Origin of the sequence: Ideonella azotifigens, from assembly GCF_021043325.1 — a bacterium.
Classification (GTDB): domain Bacteria; phylum Pseudomonadota; class Gammaproteobacteria; order Burkholderiales; family Burkholderiaceae_C; genus Ideonella; species Ideonella azotifigens.
In genome coordinates this window covers 134,359-158,534 of record NZ_JAJNKD010000011.1, presented here as the reverse complement: position 1 = coordinate 158,534, position 24,176 = coordinate 134,359, and the positions used below count along the sequence as shown (strand labels likewise).

At 63.5% G+C, this 24,176-nt stretch carries 23 protein-coding genes and 2 tRNA genes; 7 read left to right on the top strand and 18 right to left on the bottom strand.

The genetic code is table 11. The features are described 5' to 3' along the window. Positions 1-111 precede the first annotated feature (111 nt). Positions 112-783 (top strand): glutathione S-transferase family protein, encoded by a 672-nt coding sequence (locus LRH25_RS21645; RefSeq protein ID WP_141284783.1) that lies wholly within the window; start codon positions 112-114, stop codon positions 781-783. A gap of 3 nt (positions 784-786) precedes the next feature. Here LRH25_RS21645 and LRH25_RS21640 read toward each other — a convergent pair whose 3' ends face one another. Together LRH25_RS21640 and yedA are read right to left on the bottom strand one after the other, a co-directional pair. Continuing rightward, positions 787-1,209: a cupin domain-containing protein gene (locus LRH25_RS21640; RefSeq protein ID WP_141284793.1), complete on the bottom strand. Its 423-nt coding sequence runs from the start codon at positions 1,207-1,209 to the stop codon at positions 787-789. Positions 1,210-1,313: 104 nt separating this feature from the next. Beyond that, positions 1,314-2,213 carry a drug/metabolite exporter YedA gene (yedA, locus tag LRH25_RS21635; RefSeq protein ID WP_141284781.1) on the bottom strand — a complete coding sequence of 300 codons (900 nt, stop codon included), beginning with the start codon at positions 2,211-2,213 and terminating at the stop codon, positions 1,314-1,316. Between the two features lie 107 nt (positions 2,214-2,320). Between yedA and LRH25_RS21630 the strand changes: the two genes are divergently transcribed. The 3 genes from LRH25_RS21630 to LRH25_RS21620 all read left to right on the top strand — a co-directional run bounded on the left by LRH25_RS21630 (position 2,321) and on the right by LRH25_RS21620 (position 3,482). Beyond that, on the top strand, positions 2,321-2,839 hold the full coding sequence (locus tag LRH25_RS21630; protein ID WP_141284779.1) for an Lrp/AsnC family transcriptional regulator: 519 nt from the start codon (positions 2,321-2,323) through the stop codon (positions 2,837-2,839). Between the two features lie 28 nt (positions 2,840-2,867). Then, entirely contained in the window at positions 2,868-3,371 is a 504-nt protein-coding gene (rraA, locus tag LRH25_RS21625) for a ribonuclease E activity regulator RraA (protein ID WP_141284777.1), read from the top strand. Positions 3,372-3,405: 34 nt separating this feature from the next. Continuing rightward, a tRNA-Pro gene (locus tag LRH25_RS21620) sits at positions 3,406-3,482 on the top strand. Positions 3,483-3,574: 92 nt separating this feature from the next. On the opposite strand, the gene LRH25_RS21615 is transcribed toward LRH25_RS21620, so the two are convergent. Together LRH25_RS21615 and zwf are read right to left on the bottom strand one after the other, a co-directional pair. Then, positions 3,575-3,754, bottom strand: coding sequence for a YodC family protein (locus LRH25_RS21615; protein ID WP_141284775.1), 180 nt, complete (start codon positions 3,752-3,754; stop codon positions 3,575-3,577). Positions 3,755-3,814: 60 nt separating this feature from the next. Further along, positions 3,815-5,278 carry a glucose-6-phosphate dehydrogenase gene (gene zwf, locus LRH25_RS21610; RefSeq protein ID WP_211361279.1) on the bottom strand — a complete coding sequence of 488 codons (1,464 nt, stop codon included), beginning with the start codon at positions 5,276-5,278 and terminating at the stop codon, positions 3,815-3,817. Between the two features lie 102 nt (positions 5,279-5,380). Between zwf and LRH25_RS21605 the strand changes: the two genes are divergently transcribed. Continuing rightward, a tRNA-Arg gene (locus LRH25_RS21605) sits at positions 5,381-5,457 on the top strand. Positions 5,458-5,568: 111 nt separating this feature from the next. Here the strand turns inward: LRH25_RS21605 and LRH25_RS21600 are convergent. From LRH25_RS21600 to LRH25_RS21545, 12 genes are all read right to left on the bottom strand, one after another. Continuing rightward, positions 5,569-6,764, bottom strand: a protein-coding gene (locus LRH25_RS21600) for an IS3 family transposase (protein WP_170200719.1) whose coding sequence is annotated in 2 segments (ribosomal slippage) — positions 5,569-6,500 and positions 6,500-6,764 — 1,197 coding nt in all. Because the reading frame shifts where the segments join, the coding sequence is not laid out codon by codon here. Positions 6,765-6,981: 217 nt separating this feature from the next. Beyond that, the gene (locus LRH25_RS21595) at positions 6,982-8,544 is read right to left on the bottom strand and encodes a methyl-accepting chemotaxis protein (protein ID WP_141284771.1); all 1,563 of its coding nucleotides are present in this window, start codon (positions 8,542-8,544) and stop codon (positions 6,982-6,984) included. Between the two features lie 207 nt (positions 8,545-8,751). Continuing rightward, positions 8,752-10,488 carry a sulfatase family protein gene (locus LRH25_RS21590; protein WP_141284769.1) on the bottom strand — a complete coding sequence of 579 codons (1,737 nt, stop codon included), beginning with the start codon at positions 10,486-10,488 and terminating at the stop codon, positions 8,752-8,754. Between the two features lie 32 nt (positions 10,489-10,520). Beyond that, on the bottom strand, positions 10,521-12,008 hold the full coding sequence (locus tag LRH25_RS21585) for a sulfatase family protein (RefSeq protein WP_141284767.1): 1,488 nt from the start codon (positions 12,006-12,008) through the stop codon (positions 10,521-10,523). Positions 12,009-12,055: 47 nt separating this feature from the next. Further along, positions 12,056-13,039, bottom strand: a complete 984-nt coding sequence (locus tag LRH25_RS21580; RefSeq protein ID WP_211361278.1) for a formylglycine-generating enzyme family protein — start codon at positions 13,037-13,039, stop codon at positions 12,056-12,058. A gap of 44 nt (positions 13,040-13,083) precedes the next feature. Then, positions 13,084-14,154, bottom strand: a complete 1,071-nt coding sequence (locus LRH25_RS21575) for a porin (RefSeq protein WP_170200717.1) — start codon at positions 14,152-14,154, stop codon at positions 13,084-13,086. A 53-nt stretch (positions 14,155-14,207) separates the two neighbouring features. Beyond that, positions 14,208-14,597 carry a DUF202 domain-containing protein gene (locus LRH25_RS21570; RefSeq protein WP_141284763.1) on the bottom strand — a complete coding sequence of 130 codons (390 nt, stop codon included), beginning with the start codon at positions 14,595-14,597 and terminating at the stop codon, positions 14,208-14,210. A gap of 2 nt (positions 14,598-14,599) precedes the next feature. Then, positions 14,600-14,962, bottom strand: coding sequence for a YidH family protein (locus tag LRH25_RS21565; RefSeq protein ID WP_141284789.1), 363 nt, complete (start codon positions 14,960-14,962; stop codon positions 14,600-14,602). A gap of 37 nt (positions 14,963-14,999) precedes the next feature. Then, a complete protein-coding gene (locus tag LRH25_RS21560; protein WP_141284761.1) occupies positions 15,000-16,526 on the bottom strand; it encodes a sulfatase in 1,527 nt (508 codons plus the stop codon). Between the two features lie 38 nt (positions 16,527-16,564). Continuing rightward, positions 16,565-17,476 (bottom strand): DUF4432 family protein, encoded by a 912-nt coding sequence (locus tag LRH25_RS21555; RefSeq protein ID WP_170200716.1) that lies wholly within the window; start codon positions 17,474-17,476, stop codon positions 16,565-16,567. A gap of 84 nt (positions 17,477-17,560) precedes the next feature. After that, positions 17,561-19,093, bottom strand: a complete 1,533-nt coding sequence (locus tag LRH25_RS21550) for a sulfatase family protein (protein WP_141284757.1) — start codon at positions 19,091-19,093, stop codon at positions 17,561-17,563. Positions 19,094-19,100: 7 nt separating this feature from the next. Beyond that, the gene (locus LRH25_RS21545) at positions 19,101-20,054 is read right to left on the bottom strand and encodes a Bug family tripartite tricarboxylate transporter substrate binding protein (RefSeq protein ID WP_170200715.1); all 954 of its coding nucleotides are present in this window, start codon (positions 20,052-20,054) and stop codon (positions 19,101-19,103) included. Between the two features lie 63 nt (positions 20,055-20,117). Between LRH25_RS21545 and LRH25_RS21540 the strand changes: the two genes are divergently transcribed. Then, on the top strand, positions 20,118-21,206 hold the full coding sequence (locus LRH25_RS21540; RefSeq protein ID WP_170200714.1) for a GntR family transcriptional regulator: 1,089 nt from the start codon (positions 20,118-20,120) through the stop codon (positions 21,204-21,206). 111 nt (positions 21,207-21,317) lie between these two features. On the opposite strand, the gene LRH25_RS21535 is transcribed toward LRH25_RS21540, so the two are convergent. Then, positions 21,318-22,010, bottom strand: a complete 693-nt coding sequence (locus LRH25_RS21535) for a glutathione binding-like protein (RefSeq protein WP_141284751.1) — start codon at positions 22,008-22,010, stop codon at positions 21,318-21,320. Positions 22,011-22,060: 50 nt separating this feature from the next. Here LRH25_RS21535 and LRH25_RS21530 point away from each other — a divergent pair, with 50 nt between their 5' ends. Then, positions 22,061-22,870: a hypothetical protein gene (locus LRH25_RS21530; protein WP_231012184.1), complete on the top strand. Its 810-nt coding sequence runs from the start codon at positions 22,061-22,063 to the stop codon at positions 22,868-22,870. 33 nt (positions 22,871-22,903) lie between these two features. Here LRH25_RS21530 and LRH25_RS21525 read toward each other — a convergent pair whose 3' ends face one another. Beyond that, positions 22,904-24,121 (bottom strand): acyl-CoA dehydrogenase family protein, encoded by a 1,218-nt coding sequence (locus LRH25_RS21525; protein WP_141288864.1) that lies wholly within the window; start codon positions 24,119-24,121, stop codon positions 22,904-22,906. Between the last annotated feature and the right edge of the window lie 55 nt (positions 24,122-24,176).

Here is a 24,176-nt window from a genome sequence, read left to right as displayed (position 1 = left end):
GCCACTCGCCTGTCGCCTGCGTGACAGTGTTGCGGGCGCCAAGCGGGTGTTTGCGAGGTGGGGCGGGCACAACGCTTGCGAGAACCTGTGCACACAACAGGAGCTGCATTCATGCCCAATGCCCCGGTGACGACCACGCTGACGCTCAGCAGCAAGAACTACTCGTCCTGGTCGCTGCGCGGCTGGCTGCTTGCGCGTTTCGCCGGCCTGCCGTTCGAGGAAGTGCTGCTGTCGCCGGATGACCCGGGCGCCAAGGCCGAGATGCTGCTGCTGGCGCCGTCCATCCTCGTGCCCTGCCTGCGGCATCAGGGCGTGCAGGTGTGGGACACGCTGGCCATTGCCGAGTATCTGAACGAGGTCAAGCCCAAGGCCGGCTTGCTGCCGGCAGACCGCGCGGCGCGGGCGCACTGCCGCGCGATCTGCGGCGAGATGCATTCGGGCTTCACCTCGTTGCGCTCGGCGCTGCCGATGAACCTGAAAGGTCACTTCAAGGGCTACAAGGTGTGGAGCCGCGCCCAGGCGGACATCGACCATGTGCTGGCCATCTGGCAGGACTGCCTGGGCCGCTACGGCGGCCCGTTCCTGTTCGGCGAGCAGCCCTGCATGGCCGACGCGATGTATGCGCCGGTGGTCACGCGGCTGCGCACTTACGACGTGAAGGTCAAGAACGCCGCCTGCGCCGCGTATTGCGACACCATTGCGAGCCTGCCCGAGATGAAGGAATGGACGGCCGCAGCGCTGCTGGAGCCGGAGGCCATCGATGAGCTGGAAGTGGAGTTCTGAAGCTCAGACGCCCCAGCCCTTGGACTCGGGCACATCGCAGACCGGTGCCACGTCGATGGTCGTGAAGTCTGCAGGTCCGACCACTTCCAGGTATTCCATGTCCGGCGAGTAGTCGAACAGGTAGTGGCGCACGCCGGGCCGCTGGTGCACGCAGTCGCCCGCGCTGACCAGGGTTTCCTTGTCCTCGTACATGAAGCGGGCCCAGCCGCGCAACATGAGCACGATGTGGAACTCCGCCTCATGTCGGTGCCAGCCAGTGCCCTTTTCCGGGGCGTTGTGGGCAATGACCAGTTGCGCAATGACCTTGCCGCGGGTGGCTTCTGCAATGCCGAGGTCGCGGTAAAGGAAGAAGTCCCGCAGGCCGTCGCCTCGGAAAGCCGTGTCGGGCGGCCTCACGTGTGAGAAGGCGGTGGCTGGGCTGCTGATCTCGGGCTGATCTGGCATGCGTGGCTCCCACGTAGGCACCGGAAATCCGGTACCTCTGGGCATGCAGGTTTCATTCCCGAGGCGCACGGCCTCGGCAAGACTTGCTACCGGCGCGCACCCACCAGCAGCACCACGCCGGCCAGCACCACGGCCACGGCCGACCACTCGAAGCCGGTCACCGTCTCGCCGCCAATGGCCACGCCCAGCAGCATGGCAATCACCGGGTTCACGAAGGTGTAGCTGGACGCCAGCCCGGCAGGCGCCCGGGCCAGCAGCACCATGTAGGCATTGAAGGCGATCAGCGAGCCGAACACCACCAGGTAGGCCCAGGCGGCGATGGCGACTGGCTGCGGCGGCCACTGCGGCTGCTCGCCGGTCAGCAGCGAGAGCAGCAGCAGCACAGCGCCACCGCAGATCATCTCGCTGGCAAAACCGCTTGCGCCCGGCGCCAGCGGCAGCCTGTGCTGGCTCAGCACGCTGCCGATGGACCAGGTCACACACGCCACCGTGATGGCGATCAGCCCTGCGGTGGACGACTGGAAGCCCGCCCCTTGCGTGAGCATCAGCACACCGACCAGGCCCACCGCGATGCCGGCCAGCTCCAGCTTGCCGGGCCGGATGCCGAACACCAGGTTCACCAGGGCAATCATCATCGGCACCACCGCGATGAAGGCCACCACCAGCCCTGAGCCGACAGAGACCTCGGCCACCGCCGTGCCGCCCATGCCGCCGCCCAGCATCAGCGCGCCGACGATCAAGGCATTGCGCCATTGCCTGGCGCTTGGCAGCGGCGTGCCGCGCCAGCGGGTCCAGGCCAGCAGCAGGCCGCCAGCCACCAGGAAGCGCGTGCCCATCTGGAAATACGGCGGGAAGCTCAGCAGCGCGTATTTGATGACCAGGTAGGTCGAGCCCCAGACCAGCCAGGTGGCGGCGAGGCAGGCGAGGATCAGCGGGCTGAAGGTGGCACCGGCCGAGCGGGCGGGGGTGACGGTGGTGGTCGACATGCGCTCATCGTAGCGAGGCCGCGTGCCGCATTCGATGGGAAAGCCAAGGTCTGATGCCGGGTGGGGTTTGGTTTTCAAGGTGTTTCGCATGCTAGGCTTTGAACACCATGAACGCACCCCTGACCCAGCCCGTCGTCGTCGCACCGCTCGCGCTGGACGCCTACGACACCCGCATCCTGGCCGAACTGCAGGCCGATGCGCGGCTCAGCATGACCGAGCTGGGCCGGCGCGTGCACCTGTCCCAGCCGGCGGTGACCGAGCGTGTGCGCAAGCTGGAAGCCGCCGGGGTGATCACCGGCTACCGCGCCACGGTGGACCTGAAGGCGCTGGGCTATGGCATTCGCGCGGTCATCCGCGTGGGGCGCGCCGAGTACGCGCGGGTGGTCAAGCTGATCCAGCAGACGCCCGAGGTCGTCAATGCCTACAACGTGACTGGCGAGGACAGCTGGGTGCTGGAGATTGCGGTGATCGACGTGGCCCACCTGGACGCGGTGGTGACCCGCTTCTGCATGCTCACCGAAACCAGCACCTCCATCATCCTGAATGCCGCCCGCGAGCACCAGACCATGCTGCCAGCCCGCGGCGAGGACGTGAAGCCACCCATTCGCAAGATTCACAACGCCTGAGCCTTTTCCATCTCCCAAAGGACCCGCCATGCCCACTGAGACGCCCGCGTTTTCGACCTGTGACCTGTGCGACGCCGACAAGGACCCGAGCAATGGCGAGCTGCGTGTGCTGCCGCCGCTGTTCCGCGACTTTGGGGGCCTGACGCGCTTCGCCGGCCCCATCAGCACCGTGCAATGCCTGGAAGACAACTCCCGGGTGCGCGAGGCGGTGATGTCGCCTGGCGAGGGGCGGGTGCTGGTGGTGGACGGCGGCGGCTCGCTGAAGCGCTCGCTGCTGGGCGGCAACCTGGCGCAGGCGGCCGAGAAAAACGGCTGGGCCGGCGTGCTGGTGTTCGGCGCCGTGAGGGATGCAGCCGAGATGCGCGCCTGCCAGGTCGGCATCCGCGCGCTGGGGTTGATTCCGATGCCCACCGAGCGCCGCGACCAGGGCCTGCGCGATGTGCCGGTGCAGATCGCCGGCGAGTGGCTGAGGCCGGGCGAGTGGTTATATGCCGATGAAGACGGCATCGTCGTGAAACGAAGTGCGGCCTGAAAGCTTGATTTCTGGGCTATACTGATGAGCTTGTCGGGGCGTAGCGCAGCCTGGTAGCGCATCTGGTTTGGGACCAGAGGGTCGCGAGTTCGAATCCCGCCGCCCCGACCATTTCTTCTTCAGCCTTGCATCTTCTTTGCAAGGCTTGCCGGTTCAGCGCGGGATGCGTTGAACCGCTTTCAGGTCCTCAGTTTTCCTGCGATTCAGGCTTCCTTCGCTGGCGGCGTTTCCACGCATTCGCCCGGGAACAGGTCGCGCTTCGTGTTGCCCTCCAGGAACCATACGCAAGCGAGCTTCCTGTCGTCCTGCACATACTCGACGACCATCTTGGGCCCGCCGGCCTTCAGGCGAACCACGTCGCCCGGCTTGAAAGTCTCAGCCATGACATTCCTGTGAAGTTGAGCATCGATGGTAACGGCTGCTTTGGGCTGCTTCGTGCAGCCTCAGCTGCCCGCCTTGTTCGGGTCGCGCCAGGCGCGCTCGAAAGGCAGCCGCCAGGCATGCGGCGCAATCAGCTGGTGGATGGACTTCGGGCCCCAGGAGCCGGGCGGATAGAGCCGCACCGGCGGCGGCGCTTCCAGCAAATGGGTGGAAACCTGCCACAGCCGCTCGATGCCTTCTGCGGTGTTGAACAGCGTGTGGTCGCCGCGCATCGCGTCCAGGATCAGCCGTTCGTAGGCCTCCAGCACGTCGCCCAGCATGCCGGTGTCGTGCATCGCGAACTGCAGGCTCAGCTTGTCCAGTCGCATGCCCGGGCCGGGGCGCTTGCCGTAGAACGACAGCGACATCTTCGACGCGTCGGCCAGGTCGAAAGTCAGGTGGTCCGGGCCCTGCGCGCCCACGCCCGAGCCGGGCGGGAACATGCTCTTGGGCGGTTCGCGAAAGGCGATCGAGATGATGCGCTGGCCCTCGGCCATGCGCTTGCCGGTGCGCAGGAAAAACGGCACGCCGGCCCAGCGCCAGTTGTCGATGAAGCACTTCAGCGCGATGAAGGTCTCGGTCTCGCTGGTCGGGTCCACGCCTTCTTCCTGGCGGTAGCCAGCGTACTGGCCACGCACCACGTGCTCGGGCTGGATGGGCAGCATGCTGCGGAAGACCTTGTTCTTCTCCTCGCTGATGGGTGCCGGTTCCAGCGCGGTAGGCGGCTCCATCGCCATGAAGGCCAGGATCTGGAAGAGGTGGGTGACCACCATGTCGCGGTAGGCGCCGGTTTGCTCGTAGAAGCCCGAGCGCGGGCCCAGGCCCAGCGTCTCGGGCACGTCGATCTGTACGTGGTCGATGAAATTGCGGTTCCAGATCGGCTCGAACAAGCCGTTGGCAAAGCGGAAGGCAAGGATGTTCTGTGCCGGCTCCTTGCCCAGGAAATGGTCGATGCGGAAGATCTGCTCTTCGGCGAAGACCTCGTGCAGCTGGCTGTTCAGCGAGACGGCACTGGCCAGGTCCACGCCAAACGGCTTTTCCATCACGATGCGCGAGCGCTCCACCAGCCCGGCCTGGCCTAGCATGCGCACGGCCGACAGCGCGGCACTTGGCGGCACGCTGAGGTAATGCAGCCTGCGGGACTCCACGCCCATGGCCTCTTCGGCTCGCGCCACCGCGGCCTGCAGCGCGGCCGCGCCGTCGGCCAGCGCCACGTAGTCCAGGTTGCCAGCGAAGGCCTGCCAGTCGGCATCGCTCACGCGCCGGCTGCCAAATTCGTCGAGCGCCTTGCGGGCCAACTGGCGAAAGCCATCGGCGTCCATGTCGTCCAGCGACACGCCGACGATGCGGCAGCTCGGAATGAAGCCGGCATTGCACAGGTGGTACAGCCCCGGCAGCAGCTTGCGCCGCGCCAGGTCACCGCTGGCGCCAAACAGCACCACCACCTGCCCGAATTGCGGGCCGACACCAGGATGAATCTTGGCCAAGGGCAGGTCTCCGGTCAGCGGGACCATGTCCCGGGTTGTCGTTCATCCATTGCTCGCAAGTCGCGGGCCGCCGCCCCCCGCCTTAGAATGCGCGGCTTCACACTGCCCGTAGCTCAACTGGATAGAGCAGCTGCCTTCTAAGCAGCAGGTCGGGGGTTCGAGTCCCTCCGGGCAGGCCAAATGTGGTCGTCACAAATCACCTTGTTAAGTCATAGTCCCTTAAAAGTCAACGACTTATAGACACTCGTGTCGCCCGACCTTGCCCCTGGATTCCGTCTCCCATAACTGTTCTACGCGCTGGCTTGCCGTGATTGATGGGCCAGCCAGTTTTCTTCGAACTGCATCGGGCTGACATGGGCCAGCGTGGAGTGCAGACGGCTTCGGTTGTACCAGAGCATCCAGGCCAGCACTTCATCCTTGGCCTGGCGTCTTGTCTTGAACCGCTGGCCATGCAGCCGCTCTACCTTCAACGACCCGAACAGCGTCTCGCTGCAAGCGTTGTCCCAGCAGTTGCCCCGCCGGCTCATCGAGGCTGTGATGCCGTACTCGGCCAGCACATCCCGGAAGTCCTGGCTGGCGTATTGGCTGCCGCGGTCACTGTGGAAGATCAGTCCCGCATCCTTGCTCGGATGGCGCTTGAACCAGGCCATGCGCAGCGCATTGATGACGATCTCGCGTGTCATGTCCTGGCGCAGCGACCAGCCCACCATCTGGCGGCTGAACAGGTCGATCACCACGGCCAGGAACAACCACCCCTCGTCGGTGGCGATGTAGGTGATGTCGCCCGCCCACACCTTGTCGGGCTCGGCCACCTCGAACGCTCGGTTGAGCAGGTTCGGTGCGATGGGCAGGTCGTGCTGGCTGTCGGTGGTCACCTTGAAGCGCCGCTTGCCCTTGGCTCGGATACCGTGCAGTTGCATCAGCTTCTGCACCCGGTCCTTGCCCACCCGGATGCCCCGGGCCAGCAGTTCCTTCCACGTGCGTGGCCAGCCGTAGCCGCCCCGGGTCTCGGCGGGGATGGCCTTGATGTGCACCAGCAGCGCTTCGTCGCTGAGGTGGCGGCGTTGGGCCTCGCTGGCACGGCGCACGAAGTGCTCGTGGTACCCGGCCACGCTCACCTTGAGGACCCGACACTGCACCGAGATCGGCCACACCCGCCGGTTGCGTTGGATGAAGGCGTACTTCACTTCGATGCTGTTGCGAAGTACGCCGTCGCTTTTTCCAGGATGTCGCGCTCCATCTTGACCCGTGCCAGCTCAGCGCGCAGCCGGGCAATTTCCATCTGCTCTGCGCTCACGGGCTTGGCGTCCGCGCGCTTGAGCTTGCCCTCGCGTCGGGCCTTGACCCAGTTGTGCAGCGTCTGGTCCACCACGCCCAGTGTTCTGCCTACCGCGGCGATGCTCTGGCCGCCCTCGACCAGGCGCACCGCCTCTTGCTTGAATTCCAACGTGTAGCGCGCCCTGGGCATCGGCTTTTTCTTCGTCATTTCCGTTCTCCTTGCTCGGATTGAATCACTCAGCAAGGGAGACGGTTTCCGGTGGCAAGGTCAGTATATTTCGGCCCAACTTCGGCGAGCCAATGCCGACGTCGCCAATGTGCTTCGCGAGACGCTGGAAGCCGCAGCTTCCTTCCTGTGCGGCCGTCGCGTGGATCCCCGCTCCTGCGATTCACAGGACACGCGGGAGACATTGCTGGCCGGGCCTTCAGGCCGCCAGGCGAAAGGCCGACATCAAGTCGGACAGTCGGGTTGCCTGCATGCTCAGGCTGTCAGCGGCCGCAGCGCTTTGCTCGACGAGTGCGGCGTTTTGCTGCGTTGCTTGATCGATCTGGCTCAGCGCATCGCCAATCTCGCTGATGCCTGCCGATTGCTGTCCAACTGCGTCCGTGATCTCGCCGATCATGACGCTGACTCTCTGGACCTGTGTCACGATGACGTTCATCGCTGCGCCCGCTTCGTCAGCCTGACGAGTGCCAGCTTCCACGCGATCTGCGCTGGACTCGATGAGCGCCTTGATTTGCCGCGCGGCATTCGCTGAATTCCCAGCCAAGGCTCGGACTTCGCCGGCCACAACGGCGAATCCTCTGCCATGTTCACCGGCGCGAGCGGCTTCGACGGCGGCATTCAACGCCAAGATATTGGTCTGAGACGCGATTTCGTCGATGACAGCGATGATCTCGGAAATCTCGCGTGAGGACTCCTTGATGCCTTGCATCGCGGCCACCACTTCACTGACCAAGGCGCCTCCTTTGGTGGCCGTGGAGGCTGCCTCCCGCGCCAGTTCATTGGCTTGCCCAGCCGCGACCGCGCTGTTCCTTACGGTCCCAGAGAGTTCGTCGATCGAAGCGGCCGTTTGTTGCAGGTTGCCCGCTTGCTTCTCCGTGCGCTGGCTCAGGTCAGCGTTGCCGCTGGCAATCTGAGCTGATCCAGTGGCGATGCTGTCGCTGCTGTTGCGAACTTGCGTCACGATGTGGCTCAAGCCCCTCTGCATCTGAGACATCGCAGCCATCAAACTGGATTGATCTCCTGAATGGACGTCTATCGGAATGTCCAACTCACCCGCTCCGATTGCCTGGGCAGCCTTTCGTGCGGCTGAGGGCTCGCCACCAAGTTCGCGGCGCAGCAGATTGAGCAGGCCCCAGCCGACGCCACATGCGATCAACAGCGAGGCGGCGGCCATGGCCATCATGGCCGAGGCCGCTCTGCTGGCAAGTTCGCGGGCCTTGGCGGACGACGCTTGCATCAATTCCTTTTGCAGGCCTGAAAGCTGTTCGAGTGCCCTGATGAACGCCACCTGCTTGGGGCGAACTTTGGTCAGCAACGCCTCGTTGGCATCTTCGAACTTGCCCTGCTTGGTCGAGGTGAGCACGTTGTCCATCGCCGCGTCCCAGGCCTGATGCGCGTCAGCAATGGCGATGACCAGCGACCTGCCTCTGTCGCCTTCAATGCTCCCTTTCAACTCTTTGAGCAGGTCCCTGATCTCCACCTGCGCATCGTGAAGCTGGTTGAGCGCATCGGGGCGTGCTGGACCATCGGCGGTTCCCGGCATTGTCACGTTCCGCACGGTACGCGCAACGAAGTTGATGTCTTCGCGCACTTTCGCGACGCGCTCGTACTTCGCAATGTCGTCTTCAACGAGAGAGGAGACCGCGTCCGCGGTTTGTCTGAGACGTAGCGAGCCAAAGGTGGCGAGAGCCAACGCAATCAGGCTGATGGCGCCGAATCCGATGGCCAGACGGCCGCCAATCGTCTTTAACTTTCTGAACATGCTTGGTTGTATTCTGATTTCTCCCGCACGCGGGATGGCCCCGTCTTCATCGACGGACAGGGCGCGTGACGAACGGCGCGAAGCTGCCGTTGCTGATTTGCAGCGCGCGTCGAAAGTTCTCTTCAAACATCGGGCCCAAAATGGAGCCCGGCATCAGGGCCGGTTCAACTGCATGGCAATGCGTTTCGTGTCGAACGCCCTGCCGGATCACGAACCGGCCGATACGGAAGCTGTCGGTGCACCTTCGCGCATCTTCTTGTCCTTCGGCAACAGCTCTGCCCCCTTTGCCTGCACGCCGTTGGCCGTTGCGTATTGCTCGTACGCTGCGCGCAGCCTGCGCACGATTTCCGGGTGCACGGCCGCGATGTCCGCCGTCTCGCCCGGATCGACCTCAAGGTCGTAGAGTTCCCAACGGTTCAGATCCGCTGGCTGGGTGAAGGTCGTCAACAGTTTCCAGCGGCCTTGGCGGGCACTGCGAACGCCGAGATGCTCCTCGAAGATCAAGCGCTCGGGCGCGATCGCCTGCGCCTGGGCTGACTGCAGGGCCGGCAGCCAGGAAGCGCCGCTCAGCGGATGGACAGGGCGGCCATGGTAGTGGTCGCCTGGGTTCGGAGCCTTCGCGAGGGTGAGCAGGGTGGGCAGGATGTCCGTCACGTGGACCGTCTCGCGAAGTGCCGGAAGCGCGTGGGTCTGGCCGGGCAGGTGCAGAATGCCGGGCGATCTCACCCCGCCTTCGGTTGTCTCCCACTTGAACCACCGCAGCGGCCCGGAGCTGACTTCGGCCCAGCGTTCGCCATAGGCTACGTTGGAGCGAGGGCGTCCGATGTTTTGGAGGCTGTTGTCCATGTTCGTCTGGGCGACGATGTTCTCCGCCATTGAACAAGCGCCGTTGTCGGAGAGGAACAGGATCATCGTGTTTTCGTACTCGCCGATCTTGCGGAGGTGTTCGACAAGTCGGCCGAAATTTCGGTCCAGGTTGCTCACCATGGCCGCATAGATCTCCATCTTGCGCGCTTCGAGTTGGCGCTGATCGGGCGTCAGATTCTCCCAGAGGGGGGCGTGTGCCGAGTCAGGCTGTGAGCGTGCCGCTGGTGCTTGGGGCGGGAAGAGGCCGAGCTTGCGCTGCCGTGCGATGCGTGCTTCGCGAATCGCTTCATAGCCCACGTCGTACTTTCCCTTGAACCTCGCGATGTCTTCGTCTGGAGCGTGCAGAGGCCAGTGCGGTGCTGTGTAGGCGAGGTAGCCGAAGAAGGGCCTGCCATCGGCTTTGCCGGCGTCGATGAACTCGATCATGCGATCGGTGTAGGTCTTCGTGGAATAGAAGTCCGGCGGCAGCGAGACGCGTTTATCGTCCTCCAGGTAGATGGCATTGTGGTCGGGGACTGTCTCCTTGCCTGGCACAGGCGCCCAGTGCGGCGCGGCACCCGTCATCAGACAGAACGATCGCTCGAAGCCGCGATGCGCCGGACCCTGCTCAGGCTTGCGAGCGAGATGCCACTTGCCTGACAGGTAGGTGTGGTAGCCCGCATCGCGCAGCAGTTCAGCGGCACAGAACGAGCGTTCGTTCAGGTAGCCCTCATACCCAGGCTCCTTGAAAAGGTCTGGCTCGAGAGCCAGCATGTTCTGAATGCCGCCAACCCCCGCCAGATGATGATCTGCCCCGCTCAGCAGGCTGGCGCGCGTGGGCGAACAGACCGGCGCGACGAGCAGGTGAGGCAGCAAACGGCCCTCGGCAGCGAGAGCGTCGAGGTAGGGCGTCGGGATTTCGCTGCCGTATGCGCCGAGGTCGGCAAAGCCGAGATCGTCCGCCAGCACCACGAGGAGATTCGGGCGCCGCGCTGGCAGCGTGGCCGTGTTCGTGGCGCAGCCCTGAAGGCCCCATCCGGCAGCCAGCGTCGAGGCCAAGCCAGCCAGCATGGTGCGCCTTGAAGTCATTTGCGTCATATGTCTGCGGTCCTGTCTCTTCGTGATTGCATCTATCGCTTGATGGTGTCGTTCGATCCGCCGTACGCCTTGCTTCGCCAGCGTTCGGGTTCTTGTGGGACGTGCGTCGGTTTTCCCGCAAGCAGAGCCAACACGTTGTCCAGTTGGGGATCCCCGGTCCGCTTCATTTCTTCGACCAAAGCTTGGGCCATGGTCGCAATGCGATCCCGATGCTCAGGCGCCTTCACGAGGTTGTTGCGCTGGCCCGGATCGAGCTTGAGGTCGTAGAAACCGAGAGGTACGCCGAGGACGTACTCGTCGAGCCGGCGGCTCAGGGCGGGATTGCCTTTGGCTGCCTTGGACATTGCCGGATAGCTGAGTCCCAACATGCCATCGACCTTGAGCTCCAGCTTGCCGTCCGACCAGGGTGAGAACACCAGGGCGTAGCGTTCGTCCTGCACAGCGCGACTGGGATAGGCCATGCCTGTGACCGTCGTGTTGACCTCGGTCGTCACGAAGCGTCGCTGCGCTCCGCCCCGTCCTTCCATCCTCGGCAGTAAAGAATAGCCGTCCAGCGTGCGGGGCTTGGGCATGGACAGGATGTCCAGCAGGGTGGGAAGCAGATCGACGTTGCTTGTCAGGTCCTCGAAGACTGACGGCGTGCCCATGCCAGGCCAGGCGATCAGAAACGGCGTGCGCGTGCCCGCATCCCAGCAGGTGGCCTTGGCGAACGGGAAGGGCATGCCGTGATCGGATGTGAACAGGATCACCGTGCTGTCGCGTTGGCCGCTTTCGTCCAGGGCCTGCAGAATGCGGCCGATCGTGATGTCCAGTCGCTGGGCGTTGTTCCAGTACTGGGCCAACTCCTTGCGAACCTCCGGCAAATCTTCGAGGCACACAGGCACTGTGACCTGCTCGGCCTTGATCTCCCGCGGCACTTTGTACGGACCTTGCTCGCCATGGTCCAGCTCCGCTGCCTGCGGGCTGCCATAGAAGGGGCGATGCGGATCGTTCAGGTTGCAGTTGATGTAGAAGGGCTTGTTCGCTTCTGCTGCCTTGGACATCGCCTCCCGCAGCGCCCGGTCGTAGACCTCCGGATTGCGATCCTTGCCGGGAACCTTCATGTCCCACGGAAAGCAGCTGGCAGGCTGCATGTGTTCCAGCTTGTGGATACAGCTCGTGAAATAGCCATGCTCGCGCAGCACGGTTGTGAGCGTCGGGATGCCCTCATTGATGGGAACAAAGCCGATGCCGCCGCTGTGATGCGGCTTCAAGCCGCACATCATGGCTTGTCTTGACGGCTGGCAGATCGGGGCCGCGGCCCGGTTGTTGACGAACAGATGTGAACGTCGTGCCAGTCGGTCCAGATTGGGGGTCAGGTCTTGCGTTCCGCCCATGAAACCGGGCAGGGACCAATTCATGTCGTCTACCGTGATGAACAGCAGGTTGAGCTGCCTTTTGCGTCCCTTGGCAGCGATACCGGCCTGCGGCATTGCTGCGAAAGCGGCTGCCGATCTTGCGAGAAAATCGCGCTTGCGCATCTGTGTCTCCTTGTGTGTTTCGATCAGGGCGCTACAGCGCTACAGCGCTACAGCGCTACAGCGCTACGGCGAATGCAGCGGAATCCGATGTGCGAAGTACTCGTGTCGATGGCCTGGGGATGTCGAGCAGCCGGGCGAAATCGTTGGCAGTAGTCTTCTGAACAGAGGTGCGAACCCCCCTTCAGAACGCGACGCCCCATCCGTGCGGGCCCGCCGCGAGGGTCGATGCTTTGCGCTTCGGTCGCTCCGCGCGGATTGCGCGTCGCGCAACACGCCGAGGCTTTGAAGGGAAGGTCTTCACCGGCGGCATACCAGTCGTCGGTCCATTCCCAGACGTTGCCGATCATGTCGAAGAGCCCGTAGCCGTTCGCCGGGTAGGAACGCACCGGCGAAGTCCGCAAATAGCCGTCCTCGAGAGAGTTGAGCCAGGGGAAGTGTCCCTGCCAGTAGTTCGCCATGACCTTTCCGCCTGGAGTCAGTTCGCTGCCCCAGGCATATGCCAAGCCGTCCTGCCCGCCACGCGCGGCAAATTCCCACTCCGCCTCGGACGGAAGAACCTTGCCAGCCCACTTGGCATAGGCCACCGCGTCCGCGTGAACGATGTGGACCACCGGGTGATCGCCCAGGTCGCGGAGATCGGAGTCAGGGCCGTACGGTGTTCGCCAGGATGCACCGATGCACCAGGCCCACCATTGGCTCACATCGTCAAGGCGAACCTGGGTACCGGGAGGCACGAAGAGCAGCGAACCTGCTCGCAGTTGCTCACGATCAGCGTCTGGAAAATCTTCAGGGCGCGGCGCAATCTCGGCCTGCGTGATGTAACCGGTGGCGTCGACAAATCTGGCGAACTGCGCATTGGTGACCGGCGTCTCGTCGATCCAGAAGCCGTCAACTTGGACCCGGCGGGTGGGAGACTCCTCTGGATAAAAACCATCGGCCCCCATCGTGAACGAACCGCCGGGTATCCATCGCATCTCAACTGCGGAGGCAGCGGGTGTTTGGGGGGAATTGCCCGAGGTGATGCTTTTCATTGCCGTCTCCAAAGTCACCTGATCCAGGGCCAGAGTTATGGGGGTCAGAACTTGTGGTGGATGCCAAAGTCCAGTCCAGCCGAGTTGCCCCCTGGTGCGATCGACTGCGCTCCATTCGGCAGGAAGGTTGTGCCCGCGCCCTTGTTGTCGAGCTTCGCATACATCGTGTAAACCGCCGTGCGCTTGGAGAGGCGGTGCACGTAGCCGACCGCCCACAGGGTTGCGTCGTTTGCACTTTCCTTCACGGTGCCGGTTGCATTGCGTCTCACGAAGGAAAGCCGGATGTCTCCGGCACCGACGTTCTGGACAGCGCCAATCTGCCACCAGCGCTCTTCGTAGGGGACGGCAGTACTGCGCTTCGACCGTTCGTCCTGAATCATCGCCATCAGCTTCGTGCCGGTGGAGAACTGGTAAGCGGCTGCAATTCCCTTGGTTGTGTACTTGACGATCGAGCCGCCTGTCGCGGGATCTATCTGTGCAAAGTGCCCGCCGACACTGAAGCCTTGGTGCTTCCATTCCAAATAGGCACCGGAATATTTGTCAGCGGTCCCGCCTTCTCCAGGAGCGAACATCAGCTGCCCGGACAGGCCATACTCCTTCGCTTCCCCGGGCAAGAAGTAGCCGATGGCGTTGCTCGCCTGATTGAAGGTCTTGATTCTTAGTGCGGCCGGCGCATGGTTCGGGTTCGGTCCCGCCGACAGAATGTTGATGTTGGAGCCGATGCCATTCGCAGTGAATGGATCGTACTGGGTCGTGATCCGGTAGCTCGGCACGACATCGCGACCCAGACGCAGTTCTCCCAGGCTGCGACTGCCCAGCCTCACCGTGGCTTGGCGATTCCAATAGGTCGTATTGCTTTCGCCGGTGTCCGGTTTGATCTGCGCTTCCAAATGGAAACCCGCATAAAGACCCCCGCCCAGATCCTCCGTGCCGCGCAGGCCCCAACGGCTCGGGCCGATTCCGGAATGGCTCACGCCATTGAACGCCGGGGCCCCCGAGTTCTTGATGTGGCTCAGGCGCATATCCACGATGCCGAAGATCGTGACGGCAGATTGGGCCAGTACAGGGGCCGCGCCTGAACATCCGGTAAGCAATAAAGCCAGCGTCCTTTTCATCTTGTCTCCTAGTGTTTGAGTTGGCCCATTGACCTGGGCTCGGGTACGCTGGTTCAATCTTCTTGGCAATACCTTGTACTCACAACATGTACCTGTTGTGTTTGTGAACTCACCTGGCGATGAGAGGCATGCGAACTCGTGCACATGCAAAGCAGAGCGGTTGAGCAAGCGAGTGCTGCTGCGCACGTCAGCAGGCCCGGTCCGTCGGGATGCATGCTGCGGATCCCAACACGCAGCAGCCGGCGTCCGCGCGTCTGCGACAGCATCAGGGCGATGAGGGCGAGCGCAAGCGTCACCATTCCGGTGACGACCAGAAGCGCGCGATGATCCAACCATGCGGTCCGCAGGATCAGCAGCGCATTGACGCTCAATGCCAGCGCGGTTCTCCGCCAGGCGAGTGAGGTTCTTTCAGGCTGCAGGCCGGGATCTCGCCAGTCAACCATGCCTATGCCGTCGCAAGCATCAACGTGATGACTCCTGCCGTGATGAGGAAGCCTGCTGCGAGCACGAGTACCGATCGAGTGGAGGGAAGGGCGCGTTCGTGCCGCATGGCGATTTCATTGCGCCGCCACTGCCAGTAAGCGCCGATGCTCATGACCGCGGCCAGCCCCGTGAGGAAGCACGCCAATGCAAGGACCCAAGCGCGGGGGCCGAGGTGCGACGAGAACTGTTCAAGAACCACGCCACTGCCAAGAACGGCCATCGCCGTCCGGATCCAGGCGAGAAAGGTTCGCTCGTTGGCCAGCGTGTACCTGTAGTCGGGATCCTTGCCTTCGCCTCGCCATCTGCTGTCAAAAAGTCGAGCCATCACCAGTGTCTCTTTGCCGTACTGCCTTGCGACCGGCCTACGAGGGCCGGCGCGGGGGCTTGAGTCCGATGCGGCTGAATGCTTCTTCGGGCGCATCCAGTTCGGTCAGCTTTTCAGCAATGGTCGACATCAGTCGTGCCTCGACTTGGCTGTCCTGCACGGGGTGAAGTTGTCCCGGGTCGCGCGCCAGGTCGAAGAGCACCGTGGTGCAGTCCTCGTATGTCCCCATGGGATTGACCTGTCCATCTGGCAATCTGCGAGCGGGCACCTTCAGCACGGGTATCTCGCGGGTGAAACTGAAGGGCTGAACCAGTTCCGCCTGTTGCAGGCATGCGGCGGAGAAAAAGCCGCGCAAGTGCGTCGGCATCAGCGTGTACTCGAAGAGGTCCTGCTTGCGCATGTCGCTGGGATAGCGGAAATAGGTATAGCGTCCATCGGTGATGTTTGTGGCTGCACCGAACATCCCGTAGAGCACCGCGTCGTGGTGCTGCGTATCGCCTTCCATTACGTGGCGCAGCGAGCGGCCGAGCGCCGTCGACGGTGCCGCCTGGCCGTGGAAATCCAGCAATGTCGGCATCAGGTCCGTGGTCTGGGTCAGCGCCGACACGCGCGTGCCGCCTTTGTGGGCATAGTCCGGGTGGTAGACGATCAAGGGCAAATGCGCAATCTCGTTGAACATCGGACTGCGGTTCTTTGCCCACCAGTCGTGCTCTCCCAGCAGGAAGCCGTGATCCGTGGTGAGTACCAGCGCGGTGTCGCGCCAAAGGTCGTGCTTGTCGAAGTAGTCCAGCAGCCGACCCAGGTAGGCATCGCACATCGTCACCAGGGCCGCGTAATTGGCGCGTAGCTCGGCGACTTCCTCCTGGGTTTCCCTCAGCCGGTCATACTTGGGCCAGTCCAGGATCGGGCCGGCGTAGCGCGTGGGGTAATGCTCTCGGTAGCGAGCGGGTGCAGTGAAGGGTTCATGGGGATCGAAACACTCCAGGTGCAGCATCCAGTTCTCGCTGGTGCGATTGCGATCGAGAAATTCGAAGGCTGAGTCGAAGCATCCAGCAATGGGATAGTCGCGCTCATCCTTGATGAACTCCCGATTCACGAGGTTGGGCAGATATCGGTCATCCTCAGTGAAGCGTGTCTGCACTGCGTGATATTGCTCGCGGAAGCGCTCGAGGGGCGGCTGGACCATTGCCTTCCACTGGTCGGACTCCTGGCCACGAATGAAGTCAAAGGTGGAATATTGCGTGTGATACGTCGCCCCACCTTCCTCAAAGTAATGGTAGTGGTCTGAAATCAGATGCGTGTAAACGCCGCCCTCGCGCAGGATTGATGCCATCGATGCGTCGAAGGGTTCAAGAGGGCCCCACGAACGGTGGAGGAATGAAAGCCGGCCCGTGTGAAGATCACGGCGCGCTGGCATGCAGGGAAGACTGCCTGCGAAGTGCTTGTCAAAGCGAATGCCGCGTTCGGCCAGCCGACGGGAGTTCGGACTTGCCACTTCTGTCCCGCCAAATGCCTCCAAGGCCAGGTAGTTCAGCGAATCGAAAAGGAGAAAGACGGTCTTCATGGGGAGTCCCGGAGAGCGGTGGAGCGGGTCCGCCGGTTTCAGTTTGTCGTGCGGACTTGATCAATTTCGGAGAAGCGCAGCGTGATGCTGTAGTTGCGCGATTCACCCGGCTCCAGCCGAGTGCTTTGCTCGCTGCGGCCACCAGGCAGGCGGCCACTTGCGCACGGCTCGATCGCCAGCAGGCCACAGGCTGGCCTGAGGTCTTGCCATACTTGGAGATACGGCAACGATGCGGTCCCGAACGAAACATCGAGACAGATCGCCTTGGTCCCACGGCCTGCAGACAGAATTCGGACCTGGGCGGTCGAGGCGTTGCCACTCGAGATGCAACGCGCTTCGCCGGTCCCATTCTGATCAGCCATCTGGATCGGCCCGAGAAGGGCGCGGCCATTCAATTCGACGGTGCCGCCGTCTGTCACCAGCGGATGCCCGAGGTTGAAGTGATACAGGATGTCGTGTACCTGTACATGCGAGCTGTCATTGGTCACGGTGTCCTGGATGGTCAGCGCCGTATCGCCAATCGGCGCCGCAATGCAGCGCTTGAGGCGCAAGCATTCGGCTCCCAGCCGGTACTGGATGACCTCGGCTTCCGCGATCAGTGTGGGCGTTGCGCAATCCCAGCTTTCCGCGCTTGTCAGCAAACGGGCGGGCGTCATCGGGAAATGTCCGTGCAGCGGATGGGGCGAGTCCGGCTGGCGGACGTGGTCGAGTCCGCAAGTCATCAGCAGTCCCGACAACATGCGACCGACCCCATGCCCAGCGTCATGCTCGGACCGCGTCAGCATAGGATTGGAGAAGCCGGATGGGGATTGCCAGGCCAGCGGTATGCCCTTGAACCACAAGGGACCGATATCGAAGGAGCGATCTGTCATCGCCCAGAAGTCCAGGCCGCCGCCTGTGCTGAACGCAAGGGCGCGTACACCGCGTTCCGCACCTTCGTCGAGTGTCATTCGGCGAACGCTCGCAAATTGCCTCAGATCTCCGACGAGTGGGCGCAGGCGCTTCGCGCAAATGGCGTCAGGTGAGGTCATCGTTCAGGCCGCGATACTCGATGCCGCATGTCGAGGCTCGTCGCCAATCTCTGCCATCGTCCGGTCGAGCAGGGCCGTCATCTCGTGCACGATGCTGCGATAGGCTGGATCGTCGTAGACGTTGATCAGCTCAAGTGGGTCCGCGTTGCAGTCGAACAGTTCCCATTCGGGCGCCTCGCCGCCGCCTTGCGAACCCGGTGCGCCGAGCCCCTGGTTGTACCAATACACCAGTTTGTACTGTTGGGTTCGGATGCCGTAGTGCGCATAGGCATTGTGAATGGCGTCTCGGTGCATCCAGTAGCGGTGATAAGCAACTTGGGACCAGTCCGTGGGTGTCGCGCCCTTCAGCAGCGGACGAAGGCTCCTTCCCTGCATGTAGGTGGGAACAGGAATGCCGGCGATGTCGAGGAAGGTGGGAGCGAAATCAACGTTGGATGCAATGTCGTTGCAGATCGTCCCGGGCGGGATCTCACGCGGGTAGCGAACGAGGAACGGCATCTGGAAAGATTCCTCATACATGAAACGTTTGTCGAACCAGCCATGCTCACCGAGGAAGAATCCCTGATCCGAGGTATAGATGACCAGCGTGTTCTCTGCGATGCCTTCGTCGTCAAGCAGTTGGAGCAGGGTGGCGACGCTTTCGTCCACGGCAGCCAGCGTGCGGAGATAGCGCTGCATGTAGCGCTGGAACTTCCAGTCCGTGTAGGCGGCCTCATTCTGGAAAGTGAACACCTCACCGGTGTCCTTGTCGATGAGTCGCACGTCGCGAATGTTCTGGGGATTCGGAAGCTTGCGCATCTGTGCCCCGGGGAACTGCGGCTCGCCCACCTCACGTCCCCCTTCCGGTTGGACTACACCAACGTCGCGGTAGGTCATGTCATCTGCAACGCGCATCTTTGCCGCGGCTGCAGCGCGCGCACGATTCTTGTAGTCGTCGGAGAAGGTGTCGGGTACGGAAATTCGTTCCTGGAAAAGATGTTTGTGACGCGGATGCGGCTCCCAGGGGCGGTGTGGTGCCTTGTGGTGGCACATCATGAAGAAGGGCTTTGATCGATCACGCTCGCGAATGAAGCGCGACGCCTTTTCCGTGATGATGTCCGTGGCATAGCCGGACTCGTATGTCTTTCCAGCCGGCTCGAGAAACACGGGGTCGTGGTACTCACCTTGGCCGGGAAGGACCGACCAATGGTCGAAGCCGCTGGGTTCGTGCGCCTTGCCTTCGCCGAGGTGCCACTTGCCGATCATTGCCGTTTGGTAGCCGTTCGATCGCAGATGCTTCGCGACGTGCGGCAAGCGATTGTTGAACTTGCTATCGAGCGTGACGACGTCGTTCACATGGTTGTGGGTGCCGGTGAGGATGGTCGCGCGGCTGGGGGTGCAGATCGAGTTGGTGACGTAGCAATGATTGAACCGCATTCCCTCTTGGGCGAGGCGATCGATGCCAGGCGTCGCGTTGATGCCATGGCCGTAGCAGCCGATCGCCTTGGAGGCGTGATCGTCGGCCATGATGAAAAGGATGTTGGGACGCTGGTTCATGCTTGCCTCATTCAATCTTCAGGTCTGCGGACTTGACGGCCTTCTGCTGGATTTGGGATTCGTGGGCGATCGCGGCGCTGAAATCGGCTGCCGTCTTGAAGACGACGTCCTGTTGCGTCGTTTTGGATGAGATGAGGTACTTCTCATCTTTCGTACCGATCTGGCAGGCGTTCTCAAGAGCTTTGAGGATGGCGGGTGGCGTGCCCTTGGGGGCATACAGGCCGCCGAAGAGCTGTGCGACGACGGGGAAGCCCTGCTCCGTCATCGTGGGCACGCCGGGCGCCTCGGGCAGCCGGTTGGGAGAGAAGACACCCAGCATGGGGAGTCCTTGAGCCTGAGCCTGGCCAACGGACACCGTTCCAATCTGAACTTCCCCAGCCTTCAGCGCCAGGATCAGTGGGGGATCACCTCGGTAAGGGACTGCGCGAAGGTCGACCTTCGCTTTCTGGGCCAGTTGGATGGTTGCAAGGTGAGGAAACGAGCCGATGCCGCCCGTCCCATAGGCAATCCCATCCGGTGCGGCGCTGGCGGCTGCCACGACCTCACGGACGCTCTTCAGCTTCGTATTCGCTGGCGCAGCCAATGCATAGTTGTTGACGAAGGTCTGGCAAACGCCGGTCAAGTCCTCCGGCTTATAGGGCAGGTGCTTCAGATGAGGCTGGAGGACCAGCGGGCCCACCGGACCGAAACCGAGCGTGTACCCATTGGCCTGGCTCTTCGCCACTGCGTTCGTCGCGATGGTGCCGCTGGCGCCATCGCGATTCTGGACGATCACAGGCTGTCCCAGGGTCTTCGACATGCTCTCGGCGAGCGCTCGGCCCAAGATGTCCGCTGCTCCACCGGGCGAAAAGCCGACGTAGATCTGGATCGGGCGGAGCGGCCACTCGGCATGGGCGAGCGAGCTGAGACCAACGAGTGCCAGCACGGCCGCAGATTTGGAAAATTCAAAGGACTTGATCATTGTTGTCTCCAGTGTGGCCATAGATTAGGTACGATACTTTGTACCCGCAACATATACCTGCCCATGAACGTGCAAGATCTTGAAGTTGCTTTGCGCACCCGTGTCGACCTGGCGGCCCATGGGGATCGCCTGCCACCGGTGCGCCAGCTGATGCGCGAGTACAAGGTGGGTCAGGCGGCCGTCCAGGAAATTCTGGGCAGAATGGCGCGCCAAGGCCTGTTGCAGCTTCAGGTCGGGCGCGGCACCTTCGTTCACAAGCCGGGCCAGGGGCGCGGTTCGCCTCTCGCTGGTGCGCGGGTCTTGGTGCTTTCCGCCCGTGTCCAAAGCGAACGAAGCCACCAGGTGGCGCGACGGGTCCAGGAGCAACTGGGAGCGGCAGGAGCGCGCTGCGTGCAACTGGTCTATGAGCGGCTTGAAGAAGCGCTGGAGGTGCTGCGTCTGAGTACCCGGTTCGATGCCTGCGTGCTCCAGTCCTACTTCGACGCGATCCCGCTCGGGCTGCTGTCGTTTCTCAGGGAGCGCTGCGGCGCCGTCGTCGTGGATGGCGCGCGCGTGACCGGGGTTGATCTCGATGCTGTTGCGTCAGATTGGCGCGGGGCACTGGACATGGCGATCGAGCAGGTTGTCGACGCCGGCCACAGACGGATCGCGCTTCTCGCCTGGCCCGGTGCGGTCCAGCCTCTCGAAGGTCTTCGCCACCACTTCGTCAGCCTTCGTCGTGCTCTGAGAAGGCAGGACCGAGAGATGCCGTTGATCGAGTTGGGCCGCATCCCGAAACCCCAGGAGGGTGCGCCTGAGTTGGTCGAGGATGCATTCGCCCGGGTTTGGGAAGACAAGGCCTCGCGTCCTACCGCGTTGTTGGCGCTGGGTCTCGGTCCCAGCGTGTTGGCGTTGAGCGAGACCATCGACCGCCACAGGCTTCACATTCCGCGGGACCTGAGTGTCGTCGTTTTGAGTCACATCGACGTTGCCGATGAGATCAACAGCCGGTTCGATGCTGTTGGCTCCCGGTCGGCCGATGCCGCGCATGCCCTCGTGGCCCAGGTTCGTGACCGCCTCGAGTTTCCTGCCAAGGACCCTGGCACCGTTTACCTCGCCAACCACTATCGGAAGGCGGGTACCTTGCGGGCGCCATCCGGCGCAGGCAAGTAGCGACATGGGCCGCCGCACCGGCCGAGCGCCGCATCGACATTCATGTCGCGCCGCCAGCCTCGCGTGTTGCGTGGTCTGCGTTCGCAAGATCACAGGTCCTGTCAGCCGCGCTTACTTGCGCTTGTACTGTGTGGCACCGAAGAGCATCTCGCGTGCCTTGTCGTCGGTGACCGGTTTGCGGCGGTCCGCCAGCACCTCGACACCACGCATCACTGCGGGCCGTTTGGCCACTTCGTCGAACCAACCCTTGAGGTGCGGGTAGTCGTTCCAGTCAATGCCCTGGTTCTTCCACGAACGCAGCCAGGGGAAGACGGCGATGTCGGCAATGCTGTATTCATTGCCGCCCAGGTAGCGCGAGTTGGCCAGCCGCTTGTCCATCACGCCGTAGAGCCGCTTGGCCTCGTTGGTGTAGCGGTCCACCGCGTAGGCGATCTTCTCGGGCGCGTAGACGCGGAAGTGATGGGCCTGGCCCAGCATCGGGCCCACGCCGCCCATCTGGAACATCAGCCACTCCAGCACCTCGTACTTGCCATGCGTGCTGGCTGGCAGGAAGCGGCCGGTCTTGCCGGCGAGGTAGAGCAGGATGGCACCGGATTCGAACAGCGAGATCGGCTTGCCGTCCGGGCCATCGGGATCGACCAGTGCGGGGATCTTGTTGTTCGGGCTGAGGGCCAGGAACTTGGGCTGGAACTGGTCGCCGGCGCCGATGTCGACCGGGATTGCTCGGTACTTCAGGCCGCACTCCTCCAGCATGATGTGGACCTTGTGCCCGTTGGGGGTGGGCCACGAATACACTTCAATCATGAGCGCGTCTCCTCGGGCGGTGTCAGCCTGAACGCACTCTAATCCAAAGCATGAGCAGGACGCTTCGGCAATGGCTTCTCGGCGGCGCCTCCGGTGCCGAGAGCGCCGTCAAACAATGGTGCGCCAGCGAGGGCCTGGTGCTCAAGCTCACGCACGAGCGAGACGGCTTCGTCATCGAGCCGGCCCGCGAAGGCTTGCCGCTGCGCATCGAATGGGGACCATCGCAGCGGCCTTACCTCAGCGGCATGGAGCTGCGCCTGCGCAGCGAGACCGGCATTGCGCCGCATGTCTACGGTGCCTTGATGCCGCAGGCCCTGCTTGAGGCGTTGGAACGCGCGCTGTTCGAACAGTCCACCGGCACGGTGCAGACCCGTTTCGATGGCGAGATGCCGGAGGAAATGCGCTGGCTGGCGATGGGCGAGCGGCTGGATGCGACGCAGCTCGGGCCGCTGCGCGGCGACTTTGCCGGCGTGGCCAATCAGTCGGCCTGGATGGCCGAGTGGCTGGCCGGGCCGACGGGGGACGCACTGCACGGCTGGGCGCAGGCCGAACTGCAGCGGTTGGCCGCAACGGCTCGCAAGCCGGGCTCGCGCGAGAAACCGGCGCCGCTGGGCTGGGCCTTGCTGGTGCACCGAGGCCGGCTGGTCTGGCGGCAGTCCCTGGCGACGCCGGACGTGGCGGCCATCGCGTCGGCGCGGCAGGCGTTCCAGGCGGCGCTGCTGGGCGCGCGCGGGTTTGCGTCGCAGCCCATCTCCAGCCAGATGGGTGCCAGCCAGATCAACGCCAGCCAGCTCGACCTCAGCCAGCAGGACCTGGCGAGCCGGCAAGGTCCCGCCAGCGATCCGCCAGCGGAGGATTGAGCCCAAGGCGGCACGCTGCCGCCGGTGGCCCCATCACACGCGGTACTTGCCCAGTTCGACCTTGGCAATCGCGTTGCGGTGCACTTCGTCGGGGCCGTCGGCAAAGCGCAGCGTGCGGGCGCCTGCGTAGTAGCTGGCCAGCGGGAAGTCCTGCGACATGCCGGCGGCGCCGTACACCTGCATGGCCCAGTCGATGACCTGGCAGGCCATGCTGGGCGCGACGACCTTGATCATCGCGATCTCGGCCTTGGCGGTCTTGTTGCCGGCCACGTCCATCATCCACGCAGCTTTCAGCGTCAGCAGCCTGGCCTGCTCGATCATGCAGCGGGCCTCGGCAATGCGCTCCTGCGTGACGCCTTGCTGGGCGATCGTCTTGCCAAAGGCGACGCGGCTGCTGGCGCGCTTGCACATCAGTTCCAGCGAACGCTCTGCCAGGCCGATCAGCCGCATGCAGTGATGGATGCGGCCCGGGCCGAGGCGGCCCTGGGCGATCTCGAAGCCGCGGCCTTCGCCCAGCAGGATGCTGCTGGCTGGCACGCGCACGTTCTGGAAGTCGATCTCCATGTGGCCGTGCGGCGCGTCGTCATAGCCCATCACGCTCAGCGCGCGCATGACCTTGACCCCTGGCGCGTCCATCGGCACCAGCACCATGGACTGCTGCGAATGGCGCGGCGCGTCGGGGTCGGTCTTGCCCATGAAGATCAGCACCTTGCAGCGCGGATCGCCCGCACCGCTGGTCCACCACTTGCGGCCATTGATGACGTAGTCGTCCCCCTGGCGCTCGATGCGGGCTTCGATGTTGGTCGCGTCCGACGAGGCCACCGCCGGCTCGGTCATCGCGAAGCCGGAGCGGATCTCGCCGGCCAGCAGCGGCTTGAGCCAGCGTTCCTTGTGCTCGGCGCTGCCGTAGCGCACCAGCACTTCCATGTTGCCGGTGTCCGGCGCCGAGCAGTTGAAGACTTCGCTGGCCCAGGGCACGCGGCCCATGATCTCCGCCAGCGGCGCGTATTCCTGGTTCAGCAGGCCGGCGCCCAGCTCGCTCTCGGGCAGGAACAGGTTCCACAGCCCGGCGGCGCGGGCCTTGGGTTTGAGTTCCTCGATGACGGGCAACGGCGTCCAGCGCTTGCCTGCCTGCGTGTTGGCCTCCAGCTCGGTCCCGTAGCGGGCTTCGTTGGGGTAGACGTGCTGGTCCATGAACGTCGAGACGGCGTCCCTCAGCTCCTGGGTGCGCGGGGAATAGGCGAAGTCCATGCGGTCTCCTTTGATGGCGCCGATGGCGCTTTTGCGATGCGAGAAAACTGAAAGG

Bases quoted from the DNA above. Each gene is read 5' to 3' on its own strand.
- LRH25_RS21590 (WP_141284769.1), bottom strand. From the start codon at position 10,488: ATGACGCAAATGACTTCAAGGCGCACCATGCTGGCTGGCTTGGCCTCG.
- LRH25_RS21545 (WP_170200715.1), bottom strand. From the start codon at position 20,054: ATGATCAAGTCCTTTGAATTTTCCAAATCTGCGGCCGTGCTGGCACTC.
- LRH25_RS21630 (WP_141284779.1), top strand. From the start codon at position 2,321: ATGAACGCACCCCTGACCCAGCCCGTCGTCGTCGCACCGCTCGCGCTG.
- LRH25_RS21570 (WP_141284763.1), bottom strand. From the start codon at position 14,597: ATGGTTGACTGGCGAGATCCCGGCCTGCAGCCTGAAAGAACCTCACTC.
- rraA (WP_141284777.1), top strand. From the start codon at position 2,868: ATGCCCACTGAGACGCCCGCGTTTTCGACCTGTGACCTGTGCGACGCC.
- LRH25_RS21595 (WP_141284771.1), bottom strand. From the start codon at position 8,544: ATGTTCAGAAAGTTAAAGACGATTGGCGGCCGTCTGGCCATCGGATTC.
- LRH25_RS21560 (WP_141284761.1), bottom strand. From the start codon at position 16,526: ATGAAGACCGTCTTTCTCCTTTTCGATTCGCTGAACTACCTGGCCTTG.
- LRH25_RS21525 (WP_141288864.1), bottom strand. From the start codon at position 24,121: ATGGACTTCGCCTATTCCCCGCGCACCCAGGAGCTGAGGGACGCCGTC.
- LRH25_RS21580 (WP_211361278.1), bottom strand. From the start codon at position 13,039: ATGAAAAGCATCACCTCGGGCAATTCCCCCCAAACACCCGCTGCCTCC.
- LRH25_RS21550 (WP_141284757.1), bottom strand. From the start codon at position 19,093: ATGAACCAGCGTCCCAACATCCTTTTCATCATGGCCGACGATCACGCC.
- LRH25_RS21555 (WP_170200716.1), bottom strand. From the start codon at position 17,476: ATGACACTCGACGAAGGTGCGGAACGCGGTGTACGCGCCCTTGCGTTC.
- LRH25_RS21530 (WP_231012184.1), top strand. From the start codon at position 22,061: ATGAGCAGGACGCTTCGGCAATGGCTTCTCGGCGGCGCCTCCGGTGCC.
- LRH25_RS21565 (WP_141284789.1), bottom strand. From the start codon at position 14,962: ATGGCTCGACTTTTTGACAGCAGATGGCGAGGCGAAGGCAAGGATCCC.
- yedA (WP_141284781.1), bottom strand. From the start codon at position 2,213: ATGTCGACCACCACCGTCACCCCCGCCCGCTCGGCCGGTGCCACCTTC.
- LRH25_RS21585 (WP_141284767.1), bottom strand. From the start codon at position 12,008: ATGCGCAAGCGCGATTTTCTCGCAAGATCGGCAGCCGCTTTCGCAGCA.
- LRH25_RS21575 (WP_170200717.1), bottom strand. From the start codon at position 14,154: ATGAAAAGGACGCTGGCTTTATTGCTTACCGGATGTTCAGGCGCGGCC.
- LRH25_RS21535 (WP_141284751.1), bottom strand. From the start codon at position 22,010: ATGATTGAAGTGTATTCGTGGCCCACCCCCAACGGGCACAAGGTCCAC.
- LRH25_RS21540 (WP_170200714.1), top strand. From the start codon at position 20,118: ATGAACGTGCAAGATCTTGAAGTTGCTTTGCGCACCCGTGTCGACCTG.
- LRH25_RS21645 (WP_141284783.1), top strand. From the start codon at position 112: ATGCCCAATGCCCCGGTGACGACCACGCTGACGCTCAGCAGCAAGAAC.
- LRH25_RS21615 (WP_141284775.1), bottom strand. From the start codon at position 3,754: ATGGCTGAGACTTTCAAGCCGGGCGACGTGGTTCGCCTGAAGGCCGGC.